Raw genomic sequence first — 18,066 nt, 5'->3', positions numbered from 1 at the left:
CATGAATCCGATCTTCTACGCCTTCGCTTTCCTGCTGTTCATTGCCGTGGTCCTCGGGATCGAGGGGATTTATCAGTGGTGGAACAGTCATCACGGGCCCGCCGCGCGACGCCTCGATCAGCGCATTCGCGCGCTGTCGGCCGGCGCGCATGCGAACGGCGAGCGCCTCTCCATCCTCAAGGAGCGCATGCTGAGCAACTCGGCGTCGGTCCATGCGCTGATGATGCGCGTGCCGCGCATCCATCTGCTCGATCGCATCATTCTTCAGTCCGGCTCGAGCCTCACGGTGGGCCGGCTCGCGACGCATAGCGTGGTGGCGCTTGTGCTCGTTCCGCTCGCAGCGAACTTCTCGCCGGTGCAGGTGCCGACGCTCGTGACCGTGCTCGCCGCCGTTGCAGCTCTCGCCTTTCCGACGCTGCGCATGCTGCGCGCTCGCCGCAAACGTCTGCGGGTTCTCGAACGCCAGTTGCCCGAAGCCGCCGACATGATCAGCCGCGCACTGCGAGCCGGGCATTCGTTCTCAAGCGCGCTCGGCATGCTCGGCAGCGAGTTCGCGGAGCCGATGGCCGGCGAGTTCCGCATCGTCTTCGACGAGATCAATTACGGCGTCACCCTCAATGAAGCGCTCCTGAATCTGGCGACGCGCGTGCCGGTGGGCGACCTGCGCTACTTCGTGATCGCGGTGCTGATCCAGCGCGAAACCGGCGGCAACCTTGCGGAGATTCTGGACAGCATCGCGTCGCTGGTGCGCGCGCGTCTGCAGTTGTTCGACAAGGTGAGGGTCCTGTCCGCCGAGGGACGTCTGTCCGGCTGGATTCTCGCGCTGTTGCCGTTTGCATCCGCTGGCGCCATGCAGGTGGTGAACCCGACTTTCTTTTCGGTGCTGTGGGAAGACCCGGCCGGGCTTCAGATCATCGAAACGATGCTTGTCTCAATGGTATTGGGAATCCTGTGGATGCGGCGCATCGTGCAGATCCGCGTGTGAACGCGGGCCCTTCGCGCATCAACGAACCGGAGAACCGTAATGGAAGCGTTCTATTCAACAAACATGCTGTTGCTTGCGGGTCTGTTTGCAGCGGCATTCTGCAGCGTCGTCGCGCTGATGTGGTGGTTGATGCCACGCGACATGCAGCGGCGCATCGAACAGGCGGGCGGCGTGTCGCTCTCACCGGAAGCGCGGCCTTCGGCCGTGTCGGGATGGGCCGAGAGAATCGCCGACATTTCGCGTCCGATCTCGCAGTTGTCGATTCCGAAGGAAGGTTGGGAAGACTCGCCGCTGCGGCTGCGTTTGATGAATGCGGGCTGGCGTTCGTCGACGGCGGCCGGGCTCTACTTCGCGGCGAAAACCGCCCTTGCGCTGCTGCTGCCTTTGCTCGGCCTCGTCGCGTTGACGCACATGCCGTCGATCAACACAGAGTACACGGTTGTCGCGCTGATTCTCGCGCTGCTTGCCGCGTTCGGCTACTACGTGCCCAACGCCGTGCTCGCACGCTGCCGCGCGCGGCGTCAGCGCAGGATTGTCGAAAGCTTTCCGGATGCGCTCGATCTGCTGACCGTCTGCGTCGAAGCGGGCCTCGGCATGGACGCCGCGCTGATGCGCGTGGCCGACGAAATGACGCTCGCCAGTCCCGAAGTCGCAAACGAATTGCAATTGATGCTGCTCGAACTGCGCTCGGGCTTCACGAAGGAAAAGGCGCTGCGCAACTTCGCGTTGCGCACGGGCGCCGAGGACATCGATACATTTGCGTCGATGCTGGTGCAGGCGGAACGCTTCGGCACAAGCATCGGCGCTTCGCTGCGCGTGATGTCGGACACGCTGCGCACGCGCCGCAGAATGCGCGCGGAAGAACGCGCCGCGAAGATCGCATTGAAGCTGCTGTTTCCGCTGATCTTCTGCATCTTTCCGGCATTGATGACGGTGCTGATCGGACCGGCCTTCATTCACATCTACCGCGTGCTGTTGCCGACGATGGGAAGCTGATGGTCAGCGGTGTTGAGGCATAGAACGCGGCGCTCACCAATCGGATGACCGAACGAGCAGCGCCCAGAGGGGGATAGAAATGAGCCACAAAACGAGACCGTTCGCTGCGCATGCCGCATCGAAAAGTTCGGCTGCATCACGTCATGCGCCTGCGCTGCACGCGTCGGGCCGGCGACGATCGCGCCGTCAGGCAGGCGTGGCCGCAGTGGAATTCGCGTTGATCCTGCCGCTGTTGCTGCTGCTCATTTTCGGAACCGTCGAACTGGGGATTGCGCTTTACGACAAGGCGGTGATTACGAACGCCAGTCGCGAAGGAGCCCGTGCGGGGATTGTGCTCAAGAGCCCGAAGCCTACCAGCGCGGACATTAAAAACGTCGTCCAGAGCTACACGTCTTCCTTTCTGGTGACATTCGGAACGGCCAACACGCCGACAGTCACGCAGACAGGCCAGGGCGGCGCCTTTGGTACGCCACTCTCGGTGACGGTTTCCTATCAGTATGCCGGGCTAGGACTGGGCGCAATGCTATCCGCGGTGACGGGGCCGATCACGCTGACCGCCACCACGGTCATGAACAACGAATAAGGGGACTGTCATGCGCACGGGAAAAAGCAGACGGAAACAGGAAGGGGCAGTGGCCGTCGCTGTCGCGCTTTGCATGCTATTCCTGTTGGGGATTGCAGCTCTTGCCATCGACATCGGCAATCTGCTGGTTGCACGCAGCCAGCTTCAGAATGCGGCTGACGCCGCGGCGATGGCCGGCGCCGGATGCCTGATGCGGCGCACGGAATGCGGGAACACCACTGCCACGCAGCCGGATTGGATCACGGCATCCGCAAAAGCGTCGTCGTTTTCGACGTCGACCGCGACAAACCAGGTGCAAGCTGCCTACGTAAAAGCCAGTACGGTAGCGACCGGCTACTGGAACGCCACAGGGACGCCATACGGTCTCGAGTCGCTGCCGTTCACACCAGGAGCGTCCGACTTGCCGGCGGTTCAGGTGACCATTCACAAAGATGGCTCGAACGCGAACGGAGCAGTGCCGGTGTTTTTCGGCAGCGTGCTTGGCGTCCAGATTCTGAAAGCCAGTGCGGTGGCGACGGCGGTGCTTTCCACGCCCGGTAATGTGGGCCCTGGCGGATTGTTTCCGTTGGCCATGTCCAAGTGCCTATATGACAACTACTGGAACGCGGCCACCAGTTCCCCGAAGTTGTCGCCGAACAATAATACGTTGCCTGGGACAAGCGTTGCACAACAACAGGGCCAACCTTACTTCTTTCAGATCGGATCGAGTTATCACTACGGCGCCTGTGAGTCGGGACAGTGGACCACGTTTAATGTCAATGACAACAGTGCTAGCTATGCCAGAGGACTCTTGACGAGTGGCAACAGTACGACTTTCTCCATTGGGGCTTCACCGGGTACGTGGATCCAGACCGGCACGGAAAATACGCTCTTTAAGGGCGCGGGCGACTGTAGTGCCGCCGGCAATGGGCAGTGCGCGTGGGCGACCGTGGCGGTGGTGAACGATCCGGCGACCAGCGGATTTCAGCCCGTCGTGGCGTTCGCCTGCGTGCACATTCTGGATGCGAAGAATGGCTCGAGTCCCTACGTTCTCGTGCAGATGTCCAACGACATGAGCCATTGCCGCACGCCCAACTCGGGAGGAGTCGGACCGAATTACGGCGCCTACACTCCCCCAAGGCTGGTGCAGTAGGAGTGACACGTTTGCAGCGAACCCACCTGCCGGGAACGTTCGCTGCGGAGATCAATCAGGAACCCGCGTTCGCGACGGCGCAAGCCGCCCGCGAACCCCAGGCGCCAGTCACTTTTTTCAACGCTTCATGTAAGGCTTTCACGGGCGCTTTGGCGTGTCACTAACGGCAGGAGTATCGATATGCAAAACGCGGAACAGAATCCCACCCAGAAGCAGCAGAACGAGATGGCCGCAAAAAGTCCGGCGCAAACGCCCGCAACCGGCACGGCTTCTCCCGACGCCCGCACCCAGGCGAAGGAGTTCGGCAGCACAAGCAACGCCGGCGCGGCCGAGCCGACGGGACGCACGAACAACGCGGCGAATCTGCCGCCCATCGATCTCGATGCAATCACCACCGATTCTCCCGATCCGGTGCAACGCGCGAAGAGCCGCACGGTTTCCGTCGACGCCGCGAACACCGCTTCGACCGACAACACCGTCGACACCGACGGCAAGAGTCTCGAAGCCGCCAAAGAACAGTCGTCGTGGCACGACAATGTGATTTCATCGAACGCGACGCTCGAGAACAATGTGCCGGCGCCGGCGGCAGGACTTGGCGGCATCGACAGCCGACCCGGCGGCAATTTTCCTCTCGTCGCGCCGCGCGACGGCTGGCGCGTCAGCTATCACGGCACGGTGTATATCGAGCGAAGAAACGGCTCGTTGGCGGAGCACGTCATTCAGTTCGACGCAACGGGCGCGATCGACGATACCGCCAGGTAAGCGCACGACTCACGCCCCGCCCCAAGGCATGCCCCTTGCGCAACTCCTTCGCCGGACACATGGAACCCTTTCCCGCATGGAAGGAAAACCTGTCGCCTGCCGGCGCGCAAGTTCGGGAAGGGCACCATGGAACTCGTCGACCACAGCGATCGGGGCCGCGCGAGCCGCGTGCGCGGGCGGCGGCATTCGCGCGTTCTGTCGCGCTACGCCGGCCGGCCGATTCGTCTCATCTGGCGCTACATCGCGCGCCGTAAAACGGCTCACGCCATCGTGCTCGCGAGTGTCGTCGCTGCGGTCGGCTTCGCGCTCGCGTCGCAATACGGCATCCGCAATCTGATCGACGCACTGCCTCAGGGACGCGCGCATCCGCAGACGGTCGCGTATGCGTTCGCCGTGCTCGTCGGGCTCATTTTCGCGGACAACCTGATGTGGCGCGTCGCCGGCTGGGTCTCCTCGCGCGCGTTCGTGCGCGTGACGGGCGACATTCGCCAGGACATGTTCGACTATCTGATGGGCCACGCGCCGACCTTCTTCGCGGACAAGCAACCGGGCGTGCTGTCGAGCCGCGTGTCGGCCACGGCGAACGCGGTCTACGTAATCGAAAACACGGTAGCGTGGACCGCATTGCCGCCGACGCTCACCGTGATCGGCGCGATCGTCATGGTCGCAACCGTGAGCCTGCCGATGAGCATCGCGCTCGTCGCCATTTCGGCGCTGCTCACCGCGTGTCTGTTCTGGCTCGCGCGCAAAGGCACCTCGCGGCATGAGGCGTTCGCGAGCCAGGCCGCTTCGGTGGACGGCGAACTCGTCGACGTGATCGGCAATATGGGCCTGGTGCGCGCGTTCAGCGCGGTGCCCGCGGAGTTGCGGCGCTTCGACGGCCATCTCGAAGCCGAAGCCGTGGCACGCAGGCGCAGTCTGTTGTATCTGGAGAAGCTGCGTCTCGTGCACGCGTTCGCGACTGCGTTGCTGTCGGCGGCGCTGCTCGGCTGGACGATCTGGCTGTGGACGCAAGGCCGCGCGACCACCGGCGATGTGGTTCTCGTCGGCTCACTAGGCTTTGCGATTCTGCACGGTTCGCGCGACGTCGCCGTGGCATTCGTCGATTTGACGCAGCACGTCGCGCGTCTCGCGGAAGCATCGCAAACCTTGCTCACGCCTCATGCGATGCCCGAAGCGCCGAAAGCGATACCGCTGATCGTGCGCGAGGCGACCGTCGACTTCGACAACGTTTCGTTCGCTTATCCGGGGCGCAGGCGTGTATTGAGCGACCTCACGCTGCATATCGAAGCGGGCGAGCGCGTGGGACTGGTCGGGCCGTCCGGCGCGGGCAAGTCGACGGTGCTCGCGCTGCTTCAGCGCTTCTACGATCCCGCCAACGGATGCGTGCGCATTTCGGATCAAGACATCTCTTACGTGACGTTGCAGAGTCTGCAGGCGGCGATTTCCGTCGTGCCTCAGGACGTCACGCTGTTTCATCGCTCGCTGCTCGATAACATCCGCTACGGCTGTCCCGATGCAACGGAAGCCGACGTGAAGCGCGCGTGCGAGGACGCGAGCTGCATGGACTTCATCGCCGCATTGCCGGACGGCCTGAACACGATAGCGGGAGATCGCGGCACGAAGCTGTCCGGCGGACAGCGTCAGCGCATTGCGATTGCACGCGCGATCCTGAAGGACTCGCCGATCCTGCTGCTCGACGAGGCAACGTCCGCGCTCGACACCGCATCGGAGATCGTCATTCAGGCCGCGCTCGAACGCCTCATGAAAAATCGCACGGTGATTGCGATCGCGCATCGACTGTCGACGTTGCAGTCGTTCGACCGGATCATCGTGATGAATCGCGGCCGCGTCGTTCAGGAAGGCACGCCCGCGAAACTGGCGATGGTGCCGGGCATCTATCGCGATACGCTTGCGCGCCATAACCGCCGGACACCCGCGCCTACGATGAATTGACACGTCGTGCATCGGAGATGCATTAATCGCCGATGCGTTCGCCCTCTGTCCTGATCAACTCGATCAGGCGTTTCGCAGGCATCCGGTAACTGGTCTGCTGCTGCACGCCCCATTCGGAACGCTCGGTTTCCACGAGCAGAACGAACTCGCCGTCCGGGCTCGCTTCAAGGTGCTGCATGTTGAGCATTTCCTCGCCGGCAACGTCTTTTTCGTGCCCCAACGTCATGACACCCTTCGCGCCGCATCCCATGTCACGCCTCCATGCCCCAGCTTCGGCTTGCCGCCCGCATCGACCCGAACTGAAGGCAGCAAAGCGCGTACCGGCGAGGCACTTTTCGGCGATTGACGGATAATCGCGGCTGCGCTCGCGCACTTGCTGCACCGCACGAGGCGCTTCATGGTTTACCGCACTACTGCCCTCGTGTGGCCGGGGTCAGCATCGGGAACACTTCATAACGAACAGCGAACCAGACTTCACATGCGCATCCCACCCGTCAAAGCCATCATCGCTTTCGAGAGCGTGGCCCGCACCGGGAGCGTCAACCGCGCGTCGGAAGAACTCGGCCTGACTGCTTCGGCGGTCAGCCATCAGATCAGCAATCTCGAGTCGGTCATCGGCCAGGCGCTGTTCTATCGCTCGGGCCGCGGCCTCGTGCTGACACCGACGGGCGAGCGCTATCTATCCGACGTGACAGGTTCTCTCGCGGATCTGAGCCGCGCGACCGAACGCGCATCGAGCCGCACCGAGGTCGAGATTCTGCGCGTGCATTCGAGCCCGAGTTTCGGGCTCATGTGGCTGCTGCCGCGGCTCGCATCGTTTCAGGAAGCCAATGGCGATATCCAGTTGAATCTCGCCTGCTCGTATGAAGACGTGTCGTTCACGAGCGGCTATTACGATATCGACATACGGCACGGCTACGCGAACTGGCGCGATCTCGAAGTCCGCACGCTGCGCAACGAATTCATCGCGCCGCTCGCGTCGCCCGCTTATCTGCGCAACCATCCGGTCAACGCGCCGGAAGATCTGCTTGCGCATCGGCTGATTTACTCCGAGACACCGCTCGTTCAATGGAAGCAATGGTTCGGGCGCACCGGCGTGCCGGCCGCGCATAAGACCTTCGACTTCTCGTTCGACCGCTCGTACATGTCGCTCGAAACGGCGGCGCTCGGCCTCGGCATCGCGCTAGAAAGTCTGATGCTTGCGTCGGTTCGCATCCGCGAAGGCGCGCTCGTGCCGGTGTTCGACCATTCGCATGCGGTCGAAGTCGGCGCGCATCATCTGGTTTATCCGCCGCAAAATGCGGAGCTGCCGCGAGTCGCACGATTCATCGCGTGGATCGAGCGGGAAATCGGTCATCAGGCGCGCGCGGCCTGAATATCGCGGGCGTTTCGGCACCAGGGTATTCCATCATCACGAGCACACCGCTTGCTGCCTTGCTGCCCGCAAACCGCCGCGCAGCAAGCGTCGCGCTTCCCCGCATGAACACCTGAAAATTTCTCAAGCATAGTTGAGCCGTACCGCGTTGATGCGGGTTGCGGCCTGCCGGACACTTGCGCCATCACATCAACATTCAGGAGACAAGTGATGCTGCTCGAGAACAAGGTGGTTATCGTCACGGGCGCGGCTTCGCCGCGCGGCATCGGCAAGGCGACGGCGAAAGCGCTGGCCGCGCAAGGCGCGCATGTCGTGATCCTCGATCTGCGCGAAGAAGATGCGAAAGCGGCGGCCGCCGACCTCGGCGCCGGACATCTCGGCCTCGCCTGCGACGTCACCGACAAAGCCGCCTGCGTCAGGGCCGCGAAGGCGGCGCTCGAACGCTATGGCCGCATCGACGGTCTCGTCAACAACGCGGGCATCACGCAGCCGGTGCGCACACTCGACATCAGCGCCGAAGGCTTCGACGCGATCGTCGACGTCAATCTGCGCGGCACGCTGTACATGTCGCAAGCCGTGTTGCCCGCGATGAAGGAACAGAAAAGCGGCAGCATCGTGTGCATGTCGTCGGTGTCGGCGCAGCGCGGCGGCGGCATTTTCGGCGGCCCGCATTACAGCGCGGCGAAGGCCGGCGTGCTCGGTCTCGCGCGAGCGATGGCCCGCGAATTCGGTCCCGACAGCATCCGCGTGAACTCGATCACGCCGGGCCTGATCCAGACCGACATCACCGGCGACAAACTCACGCCCGAGATGCGCACCGACATCATCAAGGGCATTCCGCTCGGCCGGCTAGGCGATGCGGCCGACGTCGCAAATGCGTGCCTCTTTCTCGTGAGCGATCTGTCCACTTATCTCACGGGCATCACGCTCGACGTGAACGGCGGCATGCTCATTCATTGACGGACGCCTCGCACCTGGGACTCACCCAGGGCACATGGAAGGAGACAAACATGAAATCGAAATACACCGCTTCGCCTATCGACGGCGAGCTGCTCGCGCCCGCGGACTCGACGAGTTTCGAGTCGCGAACCTACGCGAAAGTCAGCCGCCGGCTGATTCCGTTTCTGATGCTGTGCTATCTCGGCGCGTATCTGGATCGCGTGAACGTCGGCTTCGCCAAGCTGCAAATGCTCAACGATCTGCGCTTTAGCGAGACCGTCTACGGCATGGGCGCGGGCATCTTCTTTCTCGGCTACTTTCTGTTCGAGGTGCCAAGCAATCTGATTCTTCATCGTGTCGGCGCGCGCAAGTGGCTCGCGCGAATCATGCTGACATGGGCGGTGATTTCGGCGTCGTTCGTTTTCGTGAAGACGCCCACCGCGTTCTACGCGCTGCGCTTTCTGCTCGGCGTCGCCGAAGCGGGCTTTGCGCCCGGCGTGATTCTTTATCTGACGTACTGGTTTCCCGCCACGCGCAGAGCCAAGGCGCTGTCGCTCTTTTTCATGGCGATTCCGCTTGCCGGCATACTCGGCGGCCCGCTGTCCGGATGGATCATGCATTCGCTTCACGGCGCGATGAATATGTCCGGCTGGAAGTGGCTGTTCCTGCTCGAAGCGCTGCCTTCGCTCGTGCTGGGCGTCGCAATTCTGCTGTATCTCGACGACAGCATCGCGAAAGCGAAGTGGCTCACCGAGTCGGAAAAGAATCTGCTTGCCCGCAATGTAGCCGGCGACAACGCACATACCACCGCTCATGTTTCGATTCGCTCGTTCATCGGCGACCGCCGTTTGTGGCTGATGGCCGCGATTTACTTCTGCGTGGTGCTCGGCCAGTACGGCCTGACCTTCTGGCTGCCGACCATCATTCGTAAATCGGGTGTCGCCGATCCGTTGTGGGTGGGCGTATTCACCGCGATTCCGTATCTGTGCGCGATCGTTGCATTGCCGCTGGTCGGCATGAGCGCGGACCGTCGCCGCGAACGCCGGCTGCATCTCGCCATTCCGATGCTGATCGCCGCCGCAGGCTTCGCGATTCTGCCGACGCTCGGCAGCGTGCCCGCGTCGATCGTCTGCTTGAGCGTGGCGGCGGCGGGCATTCTCGCGTCGTCGTCGCAATTCTGGTCGCTGCCGACGGCGCTGCTCGGCGGCATGTCGGCCGCGGCCGGCATCGCGGCGGTCAACTGCTTCGCCAATCTCGCGGGCTTCTTTTCACCGGCCATCGTGGGCTGGCTTAACGACCTGACAGGCCGTTCGACCGCGGGGCTCATCTTCATCTCGGCCGCGGTCACGCTCGGCGCGTGCCTCGTGTTCCTCGTGCCCGCGAAGTCCGTGAACCGCTGATCCTTTTCAACTATTCGACTGATCTCAGGAGACGACATGAACAGTCCACTCAATGCGCCGGCGACATCGCTTGCCGAGCGCGCCTATCGCATCCGCAGAAACGCGTTGTTAATGGGCGAAGTGCAGGGCCAGGGCTACATCGGCCAGGCGCTCGACATCGCCGACGTGCTGGCCGTCGCGTACTTCGGCGCGATGCGTTATCGACCGGAAGATCCGGAATGGGAAGAGCGCGACCGCTTCCTGCTGTCCAACGGACACTACGCGATCGCGCTGTACGCGGCGCTGCTCGAAGCCGGCATTCTGCCCGCCGCCGAACTGGAAACCTACGGCAGCGATGATAGCCGTCTGCCCATGTCCGGCATGGCGAGCTACACGCCCGGCATGGAGATGTCCGGCGGCTCGCTCGGCCACGGCCTGACGATCGCGGTGGGCCGCTGTCTCGGGCTCAAGCGCAAGGGCTCGAAGTCGTTCGTGTACACGCTCTTCTCGGATGGCGAACTCGACGAAGGCGCGATCTGGGAAGGCATCATGTCCGCGAGCCACTGGAAGCTCGACAACCTGATCGCTATCGTCGACGTCAACAATCAGCAGGCCGACGGACCGTCCACCCAGGTCATGGCGTTCGAGCCGCTCGTCGAAAAGCTCGAAGCATTCGGCTGGTTCACGCAGCGCGTCGACGGCAACGACATTGGCGCAGTGGCCGCCGCATTCGACGCGGCCCGCAAGCATCCTGGCGAGCAGCCGCGCATGATCGTCGCGGATACGCGCATGGGCTGCGGCGTGCCGTTTCTCGAAGAGCGCGAGAAGAACCACTTTATCCGCGTCGACGCGCACGAATGGCAACTCGCGCTCGAAGCACTGGAAACAACGAAATCGCATGAGATCGGGAGTCACGCATGAGCAACGTCACCGCAAGCAAACCGCGCCTGAAGACCTCGGCGATGATCGCGTCGATTGCAGGCGAAGGCCAGCTCACTCGCTCGGCGCCGTTCGGTCACGCGCTCGTCGAACTCGCGCGGCACAAGAGCAACGTGATCGGCATGACGGCCGACCTCGGCAAGTACACGGACCTGCACATTTTCGCGAAGGAATTCCCCGAGCGCTACTATCAGATGGGCATGGCCGAGCAATTGCTGATGGGCGCGGCGGCCGGCCTCGCGCACGAAGGCGCGCAGCCGTTCGTCACGACGTATGCCGTATTCGCGACGCGCCGCGCGTATGACTTCATGCATCAGGCGATCGCCGAAGACAATCTCGATGTGAAGATCGTCTGCGCATTGCCGGGGCTCACTACGGGTTACGGTCCAAGCCATCAGGCCGCTGAAGACCTCGCGTTGATGCGCGCGATGCCGAACATGACCGTGATCGATCCGTGCGATGCGCTCGACATCGAACAGATGGTGCCCGCGATTGCCGCGCACAACGGTCCCGTTTATGCGCGTCTGTTGCGCGGCAACGTGCCCGCCGTACTCGACGAATACGACTACACGTTCGAGCTCGGCAAGGCGAAGATGCTGCGCGACGGCGCCGACGTTCTGGTGATCTCGTCGGGCATCATGACGATGCGCGCACTGGAAGTCGCGAAGGCGCTGGAGAACGACCGCATCGGCGTCGGCGTGCTGCATGTGCCGACCATCAAGCCGCTCGATACGGCGACGATCGTGCGCGAGGCAAAGCGCTCGGGGCGGCTCGTCGTGGTGGCCGAAAACCATACGACGATCGGCGGCCTGGGCGAAGCGATTGCGGCCGAGTTGATGCGCGCGGGCGTGTCGTGCCCGTTCCGCCAGGTTGCGCTGCCCGACGCGTTTCTCGCTGCGGGCGCGTTGCCCACGCTGCATGATCGTTACGGCATTTCGACGTCCGCGATGTCGGCGGCGATCAAGGGCTGGCTCGGCTGAGCTTTCGAAGTTGCGTGAAGATTCGGCGTGGCGCGTGCGTGCATTAGCAGCACGGCCCGCAGCGCGCCACGCCGACAAGCTTCATAATGCGATCATTCGAAGCCACAAATTCGCGCCACAATGATCGACGCTCAAGCCCAAGCTCAGTCCACGCCCTCGCCCCGCCTCACCAGCCTGTCGCACGGCGGCGGCTGCGGCTGCAAAATTGCCCCCGGCCTGCTCGCCGACCTGCTCAAGCGCAGCGCGCCGCTGCCGTTCTTTCCCGACCTGCTGGTCGGCAACGATACCGCCGATGACGCCGCCGTCTACAAGCTCAACGACGAACAGGCGATTGTCGCGACGACGGACTTCTTCATGCCGATCGTCGACGATCCGTTCGACTTCGGCCGCATTGCCGCGACCAACGCACTCTCTGACGTCTATGCAATGGGCGGCAAACCGCTGATGGCGCTCGCCATCGTCGGCATGCCGATCAATGTCTTGCCGCACGACGTAATTGCGGCGGTGCTCAAGGGCGGCGAATCCGTGTGCGCCGACGCGGGCATTCCGCTCGCAGGCGGCCATTCGATCGACTCGGTCGAGCCCATCTACGGTCTGGTCGCGATCGGCGTGGTCGATCCGCGGCGCGTCAAGCGCAACGCGGGCGCGAAGGCCGGCGACGTGCTGATTCTCGGCAAGCCGCTCGGCGTCGGCGTGCTGTCGGCAGCGCTGAAGAAAGACCGGCTCGATGCGAACGGCTATGCGGCGATGATCGGCGCGACAACCAAACTCAACCGCCCAGGCGCGCAACTCGCCGCGCTCGACGGCGTGCACGCGCTGACCGACATCACGGGCTTCGGGCTGCTCGGCCACACGCTCGAACTGGCGCGCGGCTCGAAGCTGACCGCACGCGTGCGCTATGCCGATTTGCCGTGGCTGCCGGGCGTCGTCGAATTTGCCGAAGCCGGCGTTTTCACGGGCGCGTCGGGGCGCAACTGGGACGCGTACGGCAAGGACATTGCATTGCCCGCGACGTTGCCTTCGACCGCGCGCACGCTGCTCACCGATCCGCAAACCTCGGGTGGCCTGCTGGTGTCGTGTTCGCCGGACGCCGTCAACGACGTCCTCGCCCTCTTTCATGCCGACGGTTTCGGCGACGCCCGCGTGATCGGCGAGATGGTTGCCGGCGAGCCGCGCGTGGACGTCGTCTAAAAGGAGCCGGCGGCCCACAAGCCGGCCCGTAAGCGTTCAGAAAGCCGCGCCCTGCCGCCACTCGCGGCGCATGCGATAATTTCGGTCTTTCCGGTGGCCTTGTGACGTTGCGGCGCCCCTTGGCACGCGTTGCTGCCCGGTTTCCGTCGTTCTCTGCTTTTTGTCCCGTTTCGTGTCGGCACGCCCTTGAAAAACCTACTCGTCAGCCTCGATCAAGCCGGTGATTTCGATGAAATCATCGACGTGCGCACGCCTCTCGAGTTTGCCGAGGATCATATTCCGGGCGCCATGAACGCGCCGGTGCTGAGCAACGAGGAACGGGTGATCGTCGGCACCATGTACAAGCAGGTGTCGCCGTTCGAGGCGACGAAGGTCGGCGCGGCGCTGGTCGCGCGCAACATCGCGCGGCATCTGGAAACCACGTTCGCGGACCGGCCACGCAACTGGCGGCCGCTCGTTTATTGCTGGCGCGGCGGCAAACGTTCGGGCTCGGTCACGTCGCTGTTCAATATGATCGGCTGGCCGGCGCGTCAACTGGACGGCGGCTACAAGACTTATCGGCGGGCGACTGTCGAGGCGCTCGTCACGCTGCCGACGCAGTTCCGTTACGTCGCGCTGGTCGGCCCGACCGGCAGCGGCAAGACGCGGCTGCTCGCGGCGCTCGACGAAGCCGGCGCGCAAACGCTCGACCTGGAAGCGCTGGCCGCGCATCGCGGCTCGCTGCTCGGCGCATGGGCGGGTGTGGCGCAGCCGTCGCAGAAACGCTTCGACACGTTGCTCGTGAGCGCGCTGCGCGGCTTCGACGCCGCGCGTCCGGTGTTCGTGGAAGCGGAGAGCCGCCGCATCGGTGCGATTACGCTGCCGCTCGCGCTGCTCGAGACGTTTCATCGCGGCGCGTGCGTCGAAGTGGCGACGAGCCGCGAAGACCGCTCGGCGTTTCTGCTTCACGACTACGCGCATCTGTTCGACGACCCCGCGTTGCTGAAGACGCAACTGGAGCGCCTGATCGGCTTGCATAGCCGCGAGCGCGTGGCCGGCTGGCAGAAACTCGTCGACGAAAACCGGCGCGAGGAACTCGCGAACGCGCTCATTGAACTGCATTACGATCCCGCTTACGCGCGCAGCAGCCATCAGCATTTCGTGCACTTGCCGCAGGCGCTGCAAATCGAATTCCGGCCGAACGACGCCGACGTCGTCGACCAGGCCAAAGCGCTTCTCGCGCAACTCGACAAGCGCTCGTTCGCGCTTGTTTGACTCAACATCAACGTTTGAAAACAACATGCAATCAACCCTTCGCCAGCCCCGCGTCGCTCTTGGCTGGATCGTGTTCCTTGCGATCGCCGTCGTCGGACTCTTCTATGTGAAGTGGTTTCCGTATTACAACCGCGCGTTCGTCGCCGCGAGCCAGCATTCGATCGGCAAGTCCATTCTGATGGGCACGTCGGCGAGCGCGCCGGAAGCGTCGTGGCAATCCGCAATCGACTACGCGTTCGCGTACGGCAAGGCGATCTGGCAAGCCATGGTGCTGGGGTTGCTGCTCGGCTCCGCGGTGCAGGCGCTGATTCCGCCGCAATGGGTCGCACGCGCGCTCGGCCGCAGCGACTTCAGCAGCGTCGTGAAAGGCGGCCTCATGTCGTTGCCCGGCATGATGTGCACCTGCTGCGCGGCGCCGGTGGTCGCGGGACTGCGCGCGCGTCAGGCGGCGCCCGGCGCGGCCATCGCCTTCTGGCTCGGCAATACCGCGCTGAATCCGGCTACGCTGGTTTTCATGGGCTTCGTGCTCGGCTGGCAATGGATGGGCCTGCGGCTCGCGCTCGGCCTCGTGATGGTGTTTGGCCTCGGCTACCTGGTGAACCGCATGGTTACGCCGAAGGAAGCCCAGGCGTCGCGCGAAGCCATCGCGCAACTCGTCACCGAAGACGAACCGGGCAACGCCTTCACGCGCTGGGTGAAAATCCTCGGCACGATGACGCTGCGTCTCGTGCCCGAATACATCGTGCTCGTGCTGATTCTCGGCGCGGCGCGCGCGTGGCTCTTTCCGCATGTCGGGCCGGATATCGACAACAGCGTGTTGTGGATCGTCGCGCTGTCCATCGCCGGCACGCTGTTCGTGATTCCGACGGCCGGCGAAGTGCCGATCATCCAGGCGATGCTGTCGTTCGGCGTGGCCGCCGGCCCGGCCGGCGCGCTGCTGATGACGCTGCCTTTGATCAGCGTGCCGTCGATGGCGATGCTCGGGCGCTCGTTCCCGAAGCGCGTGCTGAGCGTGGTCGCGCTGGCCGTGGTGATCTGCGGCGTAGTCAGCGGCCTGCTCGCGGCGGTGTTGAGGTTCTGATGAAAAAGCTTGCGGTATTTACGCTGGCGTCGTGGTCGGCGGCGGCGCTTCTCTACTTCGGCCAACATTCGGTGGCGCTCATCGCCGTGACCGGAGTGTTGGTGCTGGCGAGCTTCGATCTGCTTCGTCCTTGAAGCCGATTTGAGCGTGCGTGATTCAGGCTCGTAAATGCATACGGCCGCGCAGTTGCGCGGCCGTTTTTTTGTACCCGTCTATCAGTTCGAACGCAGCGGCGCTGTTTCAAGTGCTACGCGGCGGCGCGCGCCGATCAACGCGGCAATGCCGGTGCCGATTCCCAACGTCAGCAAACATGCGGTCGGCACCAGCATCGGCGCGATCTGGCTGTGCGCCGTCTTGCCGACGTACGGCATCAGGTTCTGTCCCGCGAAGCCGCCGAGATTGCCGATCGCATTGATCGCCGCAACGCTCGCCGCGGCGCGCGCGCCCGAGAAAAAGCGCGGCGGCAGCGACCAGAAGCACGGATAGAGCAACGGAATGCATGCGCCGCCGAGGCACAGCGCCGCGAAGCGCAGCGTGGCGGTGGGCAGCACGAGGCTGGACGCGAAGCCCACCACGCCGACCGCTGCAACAAGGCTCATCGCCTTCAACACCACGCGCTCGCGCTTGAGTTTGCCGGGAAGCCACAGCAGCAGCAGCGTCGCGAGCGCCCACGGAATCATGTTGAGCACACCGTTGAGCGACGACGACACGCCGTCGCTCTTCAGCAGCGTGGGCATCCAGTACGTCACGCCGTACAGCGACGTCGACATCAGCATGTACGTCAGCGCGAACATCAACACCTTGGGATCGAGCAGCGCCGCCCACGGATGCGTCGCCTTCGCGGCGTCCGAGGCCTCGCGTTTCAGCGCGGCGAGCACGACGTCCTTCTCCTGTTGCGACAGAAACGGCGCGTCGCTAACCGAATTCGGCAGGTACTTGAGCGCGACGAAGGCAACGATCACCGCGGGCAAGCCGGTCGCGATGAACACCCACTGCCAGCCCGCGAAACCCCACGTGCCGCCGAGCGTCAGCAGGAGCCCGCCGATCAGCGAGCCGAGCATGTTCGCGAGCGAGCTGCCGAGCGTGAAAAAGCCCAGCACTCTCGTGCGATAGCTCTGCGGAAACCACTGTGTGAGGTAATAGATGACGCCCGGATAAAACCCGGCTTCCGCGACGCCCAACGCAAAACGGAACGAGTAGAACACCGGCAGCGAACGGGCAAACGCCATCAATACCGTGACGACGCCCCACGTCAGCATGATGCGCGCAAGCCACGCGCGCGCGCCGAAGCGATGCAGCGCGAGCGTGCTCGGCACTTCGAACAGCAGATAGCCGATGAAGAACAGCGACGCGCCCAATCCGTACGACGCCTCGGTCATACCGAGCGCGTGCACCATCTCCAGCTTGGCGAAGCCGACGTTCTGCCGGTCGATAAACGAAATCAGGAACATGATGATGAGAAGCGGCATTAACCGCCACGCCATCTTCTTCATGACCTGCTGCTCGAATGTGAGTTGTGTGGACATGGTTTCTCCGCTTGCCGGATTGCATCGGGCAATATTGATACAGTCATATATATGATTGTATGAATCGCGGTGCGACGCCATGAGGTGATACCCGCATAGCGCGGGCACACGGGGTCTTGCGTGAGAGAGAAGAAAACGCCGGCGTGGCGTTCAGCGGATGTCGACCTGATACTGGAACGTATCGGCCGCGCCGCGCGTGCTGCGCCATTCGAACGGCGCGCCGGCGAAGTCGGAAGCCACGCGGTGAACGAGAATCACCGGGCTGCCCGTTTTGATGCCGAGCAGCGTGGCGGTTTCGGCGGTAGCCTGTTCGACGCGGAGAATTTCCGTCGCCGATGCGACCATCTGTTTGCACAGCCGTTCGTACAGCGGATACAGCAGGTCCTCGAACTGATCGAGCGGCAACGTGGCGAGCGCTTCGAAACGCGCGCGCGGCAGCCAGATTTCTTCGGCGAGAACCGTTCGGCGTTCGATCATGCGCACGCGCGACAAATGAATCGCTTTTTCGGAAGCCTTCATGCGCAACGCGTCGCGGATCTCCTCGTTCGGTTTGACGATCTCGCGCTTGAGCACACGCGCCGTGGGAAGCACAGGTTGGCCGTCGCGCGAAACGAAGCGGAAAAAGCGGAACAGCGACGAGTCGAAGCGCGGCCGCCGCACGAACGTGCCCTTGCCCTGGGTTCGCGTGAGCACGCCGTCGCTGACCAGCAGATCGATTGCCTTGCGCACGGTGCCGGTGGAAACGTTGTAGAACTGACCCAGTTCGGCCTCGGTGGCGATGGCCTCTTCGGGCGCCCACTCGCCGGCGGCGATGCGGCTGACGAGGTCGTCGCGCAATTGCTGGTAACGGGGCAGCCGGTCGTCCGGCCTTGACGCGAAAGACGCCGTGTTCATGGATTCATACAGTTATACAGAGGAGTCACCACTCTACCGCATCGCGCCGGTTTCAGGCGAGCAAGGGTTATTACCCAATGACCGCGCGCGGAAT

Annotated in this window: 18 protein-coding genes; 15 read left to right on the top strand and 3 right to left on the bottom strand. The window is 63.5% G+C overall.

Annotation, left to right across the window (positions count from 1 at the left end):
- Position 1 precedes the first annotated feature (1 nt).
- From CUJ91_RS19085 to CUJ91_RS19060, 6 genes are all read left to right on the top strand, one after another.
- On the top strand, positions 2 to 985 hold the full coding sequence (locus tag CUJ91_RS19085) for a type II secretion system F family protein (RefSeq protein WP_107710754.1): 984 nt from the start codon (positions 2 to 4) through the stop codon (positions 983 to 985).
- Positions 986 to 1,024: 39 nt separating this feature from the next.
- Positions 1,025 to 1,981, top strand: a complete 957-nt coding sequence (locus tag CUJ91_RS19080) for a type II secretion system F family protein (RefSeq protein ID WP_053859603.1) — start codon at positions 1,025 to 1,027, stop codon at positions 1,979 to 1,981.
- Positions 1,982 to 2,060: 79 nt separating this feature from the next.
- Positions 2,061 to 2,564: a TadE/TadG family type IV pilus assembly protein gene (locus CUJ91_RS19075; RefSeq protein WP_114156864.1), complete on the top strand. Its 504-nt coding sequence runs from the start codon at positions 2,061 to 2,063 to the stop codon at positions 2,562 to 2,564.
- Positions 2,565 to 2,613: 49 nt separating this feature from the next.
- Complete coding sequence (locus CUJ91_RS19070) at positions 2,614 to 3,696, top strand: TadG family pilus assembly protein (protein WP_341868931.1); 1,083 nt, start codon at positions 2,614 to 2,616, stop codon at positions 3,694 to 3,696.
- 180 nt (positions 3,697 to 3,876) lie between these two features.
- Positions 3,877 to 4,458, top strand: coding sequence for a DUF3005 domain-containing protein (locus CUJ91_RS19065; RefSeq protein ID WP_114156862.1), 582 nt, complete (start codon positions 3,877 to 3,879; stop codon positions 4,456 to 4,458).
- A 126-nt stretch (positions 4,459 to 4,584) separates the two neighbouring features.
- A complete protein-coding gene (locus tag CUJ91_RS19060) occupies positions 4,585 to 6,414 on the top strand; it encodes an ABC transporter ATP-binding protein (protein ID WP_029966597.1) in 1,830 nt (609 codons plus the stop codon).
- Between the two features lie 22 nt (positions 6,415 to 6,436).
- Here CUJ91_RS19060 and CUJ91_RS19055 read toward each other — a convergent pair whose 3' ends face one another.
- Positions 6,437 to 6,664, bottom strand: a complete 228-nt coding sequence (locus CUJ91_RS19055) for a hypothetical protein (RefSeq protein ID WP_006049086.1) — start codon at positions 6,662 to 6,664, stop codon at positions 6,437 to 6,439.
- Between the two features lie 228 nt (positions 6,665 to 6,892).
- Between CUJ91_RS19055 and CUJ91_RS19050 the strand changes: the two genes are divergently transcribed.
- From CUJ91_RS19050 to CUJ91_RS35125, 9 genes are all read left to right on the top strand, one after another.
- Complete coding sequence (locus CUJ91_RS19050) at positions 6,893 to 7,789, top strand: LysR substrate-binding domain-containing protein (RefSeq protein ID WP_044020952.1); 897 nt, start codon at positions 6,893 to 6,895, stop codon at positions 7,787 to 7,789.
- 210 nt (positions 7,790 to 7,999) lie between these two features.
- Complete coding sequence (locus tag CUJ91_RS19045) at positions 8,000 to 8,749, top strand: SDR family NAD(P)-dependent oxidoreductase (RefSeq protein WP_029966600.1); 750 nt, start codon at positions 8,000 to 8,002, stop codon at positions 8,747 to 8,749.
- 50 nt (positions 8,750 to 8,799) lie between these two features.
- Positions 8,800 to 10,128, top strand: a complete 1,329-nt coding sequence (locus tag CUJ91_RS19040; protein ID WP_029966601.1) for an MFS transporter — start codon at positions 8,800 to 8,802, stop codon at positions 10,126 to 10,128.
- A gap of 36 nt (positions 10,129 to 10,164) precedes the next feature.
- Positions 10,165 to 11,028 carry a transketolase gene (locus CUJ91_RS19035; RefSeq protein WP_114156861.1) on the top strand — a complete coding sequence of 288 codons (864 nt, stop codon included), beginning with the start codon at positions 10,165 to 10,167 and terminating at the stop codon, positions 11,026 to 11,028.
- On the top strand, positions 11,025 to 12,026 hold the full coding sequence (locus CUJ91_RS19030) for a transketolase family protein (protein WP_114156860.1): 1,002 nt from the start codon (positions 11,025 to 11,027) through the stop codon (positions 12,024 to 12,026). The genes CUJ91_RS19035 and CUJ91_RS19030 overlap by 4 nt, the downstream gene beginning before the upstream one ends.
- 120 nt (positions 12,027 to 12,146) lie before the next feature.
- Positions 12,147 to 13,217: a selenide, water dikinase SelD gene (gene selD / locus CUJ91_RS19025; RefSeq protein WP_114156859.1), complete on the top strand. Its 1,071-nt coding sequence runs from the start codon at positions 12,147 to 12,149 to the stop codon at positions 13,215 to 13,217.
- A gap of 186 nt (positions 13,218 to 13,403) precedes the next feature.
- Positions 13,404 to 14,471 carry a tRNA 2-selenouridine(34) synthase MnmH gene (gene mnmH / locus CUJ91_RS19020; protein WP_053859609.1) on the top strand — a complete coding sequence of 356 codons (1,068 nt, stop codon included), beginning with the start codon at positions 13,404 to 13,406 and terminating at the stop codon, positions 14,469 to 14,471.
- 25 nt (positions 14,472 to 14,496) lie between these two features.
- Complete coding sequence (locus tag CUJ91_RS19015) at positions 14,497 to 15,552, top strand: permease (protein ID WP_006049078.1); 1,056 nt, start codon at positions 14,497 to 14,499, stop codon at positions 15,550 to 15,552.
- Entirely contained in the window at positions 15,552 to 15,686 is a 135-nt protein-coding gene (locus tag CUJ91_RS35125) for a hypothetical protein (protein WP_006049077.1), read from the top strand. The genes CUJ91_RS19015 and CUJ91_RS35125 overlap by 1 nt, the downstream gene beginning before the upstream one ends.
- Before the next feature lie 81 nt (positions 15,687 to 15,767).
- On the opposite strand, the gene CUJ91_RS19010 is transcribed toward CUJ91_RS35125, so the two are convergent.
- Positions 15,768 to 17,078 carry an MFS transporter gene (locus CUJ91_RS19010; protein WP_029966609.1) on the bottom strand — a complete coding sequence of 437 codons (1,311 nt, stop codon included), beginning with the start codon at positions 17,076 to 17,078 and terminating at the stop codon, positions 15,768 to 15,770.
- A gap of 150 nt (positions 17,079 to 17,228) precedes the next feature.
- Entirely contained in the window at positions 17,229 to 17,972 is a 744-nt protein-coding gene (locus CUJ91_RS19005) for a GntR family transcriptional regulator (protein WP_114156858.1), read from the bottom strand.
- Positions 17,973 to 18,066 lie beyond the last annotated feature (94 nt).

Source organism: Paraburkholderia graminis, assembly GCF_003330785.1.
GTDB lineage: Bacteria > Pseudomonadota > Gammaproteobacteria > Burkholderiales > Burkholderiaceae > Paraburkholderia > Paraburkholderia graminis.
Note: the sequence above shows the minus strand (reverse complement) of the source record. Positions and strands in the feature narration are given on the sequence as shown.

What these genes read in the sequence shown, in the direction of transcription:
- CUJ91_RS19065 (WP_114156862.1), top strand. Translation starts at nt 3,877, where the DNA reads ATGCAAAACGCGGAACAGAATCCCACCCAGAAGCAGCAGAACGAGATG.
- selD (WP_114156859.1), top strand. Translation starts at nt 12,147, where the DNA reads ATGATCGACGCTCAAGCCCAAGCTCAGTCCACGCCCTCGCCCCGCCTC.
- CUJ91_RS19085 (WP_107710754.1), top strand. Translation starts at nt 2, where the DNA reads ATGAATCCGATCTTCTACGCCTTCGCTTTCCTGCTGTTCATTGCCGTG.
- CUJ91_RS19035 (WP_114156861.1), top strand. Translation starts at nt 10,165, where the DNA reads ATGAACAGTCCACTCAATGCGCCGGCGACATCGCTTGCCGAGCGCGCC.
- CUJ91_RS19010 (WP_029966609.1), bottom strand. Translation starts at nt 17,078, where the DNA reads ATGTCCACACAACTCACATTCGAGCAGCAGGTCATGAAGAAGATGGCG.
- CUJ91_RS19005 (WP_114156858.1), bottom strand. Translation starts at nt 17,972, where the DNA reads ATGAACACGGCGTCTTTCGCGTCAAGGCCGGACGACCGGCTGCCCCGT.
- CUJ91_RS19075 (WP_114156864.1), top strand. Translation starts at nt 2,061, where the DNA reads ATGAGCCACAAAACGAGACCGTTCGCTGCGCATGCCGCATCGAAAAGT.
- CUJ91_RS19060 (WP_029966597.1), top strand. Translation starts at nt 4,585, where the DNA reads ATGGAACTCGTCGACCACAGCGATCGGGGCCGCGCGAGCCGCGTGCGC.
- CUJ91_RS19030 (WP_114156860.1), top strand. Translation starts at nt 11,025, where the DNA reads ATGAGCAACGTCACCGCAAGCAAACCGCGCCTGAAGACCTCGGCGATG.
- CUJ91_RS19055 (WP_006049086.1), bottom strand. Translation starts at nt 6,664, where the DNA reads ATGGGATGCGGCGCGAAGGGTGTCATGACGTTGGGGCACGAAAAAGAC.
- CUJ91_RS19015 (WP_006049078.1), top strand. Translation starts at nt 14,497, where the DNA reads ATGCAATCAACCCTTCGCCAGCCCCGCGTCGCTCTTGGCTGGATCGTG.
- CUJ91_RS19040 (WP_029966601.1), top strand. Translation starts at nt 8,800, where the DNA reads ATGAAATCGAAATACACCGCTTCGCCTATCGACGGCGAGCTGCTCGCG.
- CUJ91_RS19080 (WP_053859603.1), top strand. Translation starts at nt 1,025, where the DNA reads ATGGAAGCGTTCTATTCAACAAACATGCTGTTGCTTGCGGGTCTGTTT.
- CUJ91_RS19045 (WP_029966600.1), top strand. Translation starts at nt 8,000, where the DNA reads ATGCTGCTCGAGAACAAGGTGGTTATCGTCACGGGCGCGGCTTCGCCG.
- CUJ91_RS19050 (WP_044020952.1), top strand. Translation starts at nt 6,893, where the DNA reads ATGCGCATCCCACCCGTCAAAGCCATCATCGCTTTCGAGAGCGTGGCC.
- CUJ91_RS35125 (WP_006049077.1), top strand. Translation starts at nt 15,552, where the DNA reads ATGAAAAAGCTTGCGGTATTTACGCTGGCGTCGTGGTCGGCGGCGGCG.